Origin of the sequence: Achromobacter sp. UBA5777, assembly GCF_002418565.1 — a bacterium.
Classification (GTDB): Bacteria; Pseudomonadota; Gammaproteobacteria; order Burkholderiales; family Burkholderiaceae_B; genus Achromobacter; species Achromobacter animicus.
Genome location: NZ_DIEJ01000019.1, coordinates 1 through 5,064, shown reverse-complemented (window position 1 = coordinate 5,064; position 5,064 = coordinate 1). Strand labels below are relative to the sequence as shown.

The window sequence follows — 5,064 nt, the reverse complement described above, 5'->3', positions numbered from 1 at the left end:
AGGCGCGCGGCGATACGGCGCGTGCGCGCAGCATGGCGCTCAAGTGGTCGCTGCTGATGGTGGTGGCGGGCGCCGCCGCCGTGGCGCTGGGCTGGGTGCTGGCGCCGTGGGGCGTGTCGGTGCTGTTCCAGCGCGGCGCGTTCACCGCGGAAAACACCGAAGCCGTCGCGCACGTGCTGCGCTGGGGGCTGCTGCAATTGCCGTTCTACTTCGGCGTGCTGATCCTGGTGCAACTGCTGGCCAGCCAGAACCGCTATCGCATCATGGCCGCCATTGCGGTCGCCAATTTTGCGCTGAAGGCCGTGCTGAACACTGTGCTCGCGCCCCGCATGGGCGCGGCCGGCATCATGCTGGCCACCAGCCTCATGTATGTGCTGTCCTTCGCGTGCTACCTGGTGGTGGCAATGCGCAAGGCTGAACCCAAGGGGACCGATTGAATGTCCGTTGCCGACTCCGCTCGTCCGGCGCGCGTGTTGCTGTTCATCCATTCCCTGCATGGCGGGGGCGCTGAGCGCGTCGCCGCGGACCTGAGCGCCCATTGGGCGGCCGAAGGCAGCGAGGTCATGGTGGTCACGCAGGCCAGCGCCGACGGCGACGTCTATGCGCTGCACCCCAAGGTCCGGCGCGAAGTCCTGCACACGGCGGGCGAGGGCGGCGGGCTGCGCGGCATCGTCAGCAACCTGCAGCGCGTGCGCGCACTGCGCCGCGTCGTCAAATCGTTCCGGCCCGACATCGTGCTGGGCATGATGACCACGGCGTCCGTGCTGTCCGTGCTGGCCTGCGCGGGACTGAACTGCCGCGTCATCGCCACGGAACACACCCATCCGCCGTCGCAGACCCTATCGGGTTTCTGGCAGCGGCTGCGCCGGCTCACCTATCCGCGTGCCGCGCGCGTCGTCGCCTTGACCCGAGGCACCGCCGACTGGCTCGAACAGCATGTGCCGGGCTCGCGGCTCGCGGTCATTCCCAATCCCGTCCACTTTCCGTTGCCGCGCGCCGAGCCCATCCTGACGCCAGCGCCGCAAGACGGCCGCAAGCGTCTGCTGGCGGTCGGCCGGCTGCATGGCGACAAAGGCTTTGATCTGCTGATCCAGGCCTTTGCGCGCCTGGCGCCGTCGCATCCCGGCTGGGACTTGGTTATTCTGGGCGAAGGCAGCGAACGCCAGGCGCTCGAAGCGCAGGTGCGCGAGGCCGGCCTGGAATCGCGCGTCTCGATGCCGGGACGCGCCGGCAATGTGGGCGACTGGTACGACAGCGCCGATCTTTATGTACTGACGTCGCGCTTCGAAGGCTTGTCCAATACCCTGCTCGAATCCATGGCCAGCGGCCTGGCGGCCGTGTCGTTCGATTGCGATACGGGCCCGCGCGAGATCGTGCGCGAAGGCATCGACGGCGTGCTGGTGCGGCCCAATGGCGACGTGCCGGCGCTGTGCAAGGCGCTGGACGCGGTCATGGGCGATGACAATGGCCGCGCGCGCATGGCGCGGGCGGCCACCGACGTGCGCGACCGATTCTCGGCCGTGCGCGTGCTGCAGAAATGGCAGGAACTTTTTGACGGCGTGCGGGCGTCGGGCCGCTAAGGCCCCGCGCGCGCCGTTGCCACGGTGAACACGAGAACAACATCATGTGTGGAATAGTCGGAATTTGGGGTCCCCTGGGGAACAAGGCGCAGGTGCTGGCCGATAGCTGCCGCCGCATCCGCCACCGCGGGCCGGACAGCAATGGCTTCTGGGAAGACGCCGACGCGGGAATCGCGCTGGCGCACGTGCGCCTGGCGATCCTGGACCTGACGGAAGCGGGCCATCAGCCGATGACGTCCGCCTGCGGCCGCTACGTCATGGTGTTCAACGGCGAGGTTTACAACCACCTGGACATCCGCAAGCAGCTCGAGGAATCGGCGCTGGCGCCGGCGTGGCGCGGGCATTCGGACACCGAGACGCTCCTCGCCGGCTTTACCGCGCTGGGCATCGAGGCCACGCTGCAAGCCTCGGTCGGCATGTTCGCCATCGCGTTGTGGGACAAGGCCTCGCGCAAGCTCGTGCTGGCGCGCGACCGCATGGGCGAGAAGCCGCTGTACTACGGCTATTCCAATTCGGAGCTGGTGTTTGCGTCGGAGCTCAAGGGCCTGATGCCGATTCCGGGCTTCGGCCGCAACCTGAACCGCAACGCGTTGGCGTCGTTCATGCGGCACAACTACATTCCCGCGCCGCAATCGATCTACGAAGGCATTGCCAAGCTGCCGCCCGGCACGTGGGTCGAGTTCTCGGCCGACGACGCGCGCAACCGCCGCATGCCGGAGCCGCGGGTGTACTGGTCGGCGCGCGAGGCCGCGGATGCGGCGTCGAACGCCCGGCTCTCGTTCGACTCTGATGCGCAAGCCACCGACGCGCTGGAAAAGGTGCTGTCCAAAGCCGTGGGCGGCCAGATGCTGTCCGACGTCAGTCTGGGCGCGTTCCTGTCCGGCGGCATCGATTCGTCGACCATCGTGGCGCTGATGCAGGCGCAAAGCTCGCAGCCGGTGCGCACATTTGCCATCGGTTTTCACGAGAAGGGCTACGACGAGGCGCAGCACGCCAAGGCCGTGGCCACGCACCTGGGCACCGATCACACCGAACTCTACGTCACCGCGGACGACGCGCTGGCGGTCGTGCCCACGCTGGCCGACATGTACGACGAACCTTTTGCGGACTCGTCGCAGATCCCCACGTCGCTGGTCACGCGCATGGCGCGCCAGCACGTAACGGTGGCCTTGTCGGGCGACGGCGGCGACGAGCTCTTCGGCGGCTATTCGCGCTACTTCCGTGTGGACAACTGGTGGCGCCAGTTCGAACGCGTGCCCGGGCTGTTGCGCAAGCCGGCCGGCGCGATGCTCAGCGCGTCCACCCATCTGCCCGGCCGCGGCGCATGGCGTGGCAAGGTCGGCAAGCTGGGCGAACTGCTGCGCGCCGACACGCGCGGCGAGTTCTACCGCGGGTTCGTATCGTACTGGTCGGACCCGGCCAGCGTCGTGAAGGGCGGCGTCGAACCCCAGTCGGTGTTCGAACGCGCCATGCAGGGATCGTTCTTCGAGTCGATGATGAAGCTCGACACGGTGACCTACCTGCCCGACGACATTCTGGTCAAGGTGGACCGCGCTGCAATGGCCGTCAGCCTGGAAACCCGCGTGCCGCTGATCGACCACCGTGTCTATGAATTCGCCTGGAGCCTGCCGCACCAGTACAAGGTGCGCGGCAACACCGGCAAGTGGCTGCTGCGGCAGGTGCTGCATCGCCACGTGCCGCAGGCGCTGGTCGACCGCCCCAAGCGCGGCTTCGCCGTGCCGCTGGCCGCATGGCTGCGCGGTCCGTTGCGCGAATGGGCCGATGCGCTGCTGGATCCGGCACGCCTGCGTCAGGAGGGCTGGTTCGAACCTGAACCCATCCTGCGCAAATGGCGTGAACACACGTCGGGGCATCGCAATTGGGACAGCCATCTGTGGGGCGTGCTGATGATGCAGGCCTGGCTGGACCGCTACCGTGCGGGAATGGATCAAGGGGGACCGATTGAGGACCGTTGACGAATGAAGATACTGATGCTGGTCAGTTCCATGCACGCCGGCGGCGCGGAGCGCGTCGCGGCGACCCTGGTAAATGCATGGTCAGAGCGCGGCGACACCGTCATCCTGACGCCCACCTACTCGTCCAAGGGCACCTGCTTCTACCCCCTGTCGGACAAGGTCCAGCTGTCGTGGCTGGCCGATCTGGCCGGCACCCGGGTATCGGGCGGGATGGCCGCCTTCAAGCGGCTGCTGGTCCTGCGCAAGCACATTCGCGATTCGCGGCCCGACGTCGTGGTGTCCTTCCTGACCAACGTCAACGTGGCCGCCATTCTGGCCACGCGCGGCCTGAACGTGCCGCTCATCGTTTGCGAGCGCACCAATCCGGTCGCTGAAACCACCACGGGAACCGTCTGGCGCAAGCTGCGCCGCGTGCTGTACCCGCGCGCCGACATGGTGACGGTGCAAGCCGAAGACACCGCCGGTCCGTTCGCGCGCCAGGTGCCCGGCATCCGGCGCCTGGCCGTCATCCCGAATCCGCTGCCCGCGCCGTTGCTGGATGCACCGCTGGTGCAGCAGCGTCAAGAGGCCGGCCCGCGCGAGCTGATCGCGATGGGGCGGCTGGTGCCCGACAAGCAGTTCAACCTTCTGATCGACATCTTTGCGCAGCTTGCGCCGGAGTTCCCCGACTGGAACCTGCGCATCTGGGGCGAGGGTCCCGAGCGCGAGGCGCTGGAGCAGCAGGTGGCGCGTCTGCGCCTGCAATCGCGCGTCAGCTTGCCGGGGCGCACCGAAGCACCCTGGGAGGAACTGGCGCGCGGCCAGGCCTTCGTGCTCAGTTCGCTGGTCGAGGGCTTTCCCAACGTGTTGCTGGAAGCGATGTCGCTGGGCTTGCCCTGCGTGGCGTTCGACTGCCCCAGCGGTCCGCGCGAGATGACGCGAGACGGCCAGGATGCGCTGCTGGTGCCGGCGGGCGACCGGGTCGCGATGACCGATGCGCTGCATCGTCTGATGGGCGACGTGTCGCTGCGCGAACAGTTGGGTGCGCGCGCCGCCGCGGCCGTGCGCCAGCGTTATGCGCTGTCCAGCGTGCTGACCGAATGGGATGAACTGTTCGAAGCGGTACGGGAGGGGCGATGAGCACCCGGCCGCTGCGCATCCTGCATGTCATCACGGGGCTGGGCCAGGGCGGCGCCGAATCGGTGCTGACGCGCCTGGCGACCTGGCCGCACGCGGACGTCGAGCACACGGTCGTGTCGCTGACCGATGAAGGTTTGTACGGCGAGCGCCTGCGCGCGGCGGGCGTTGCGGTGCATGCCCTGGGCATGAAGCGCGGCCGCGTCAGCCTGGGCGGCTTCCTGGCGCTGCGCCGCCTGATCGCCACGAACCGTCCCGATGCCGTTCAAACCTGGATGTATCACGCCGACCTGATTGGCGGCCTGGCCGCCCGCCTGGCGGGTGTTCGCGCCATCGCGTGGGGCATCCGCAATTCCGGCGCGCACCTTGAGCGCAGCAGCCGCTCGGCGCGG

Annotated in this window: 5 protein-coding genes; all 5 read left to right on the top strand. The window is 68.2% G+C overall.

From position 1 onward, the window contains the following. On the top strand, positions 1-437 hold a 437-nt coding region (locus B3446_RS00955), incomplete at its 5' end, for a lipid II flippase MurJ (RefSeq protein ID WP_291376693.1). Continuing rightward, positions 438-1,580: a glycosyltransferase family 4 protein gene (locus B3446_RS00950; RefSeq protein WP_291376691.1), complete on the top strand. Its 1,143-nt coding sequence runs from the start codon at positions 438-440 to the stop codon at positions 1,578-1,580. A 44-nt stretch (positions 1,581-1,624) separates the two neighbouring features. Next, positions 1,625-3,556: an asparagine synthase (glutamine-hydrolyzing) gene (asnB, locus tag B3446_RS00945; RefSeq protein ID WP_291376690.1), complete on the top strand. Its 1,932-nt coding sequence runs from the start codon at positions 1,625-1,627 to the stop codon at positions 3,554-3,556. Between the two features lie 3 nt (positions 3,557-3,559). Beyond that, positions 3,560-4,675 (top strand): glycosyltransferase family 4 protein, encoded by a 1,116-nt coding sequence (locus tag B3446_RS00940; RefSeq protein ID WP_291376689.1) that lies wholly within the window; start codon positions 3,560-3,562, stop codon positions 4,673-4,675. Next, positions 4,672-5,064, top strand: a 393-nt coding sequence (locus B3446_RS00935; protein WP_291376688.1) for a glycosyltransferase, incomplete at its 3' end; no start/stop codon positions are given. The genes B3446_RS00940 and B3446_RS00935, both read left to right, overlap by 4 nt.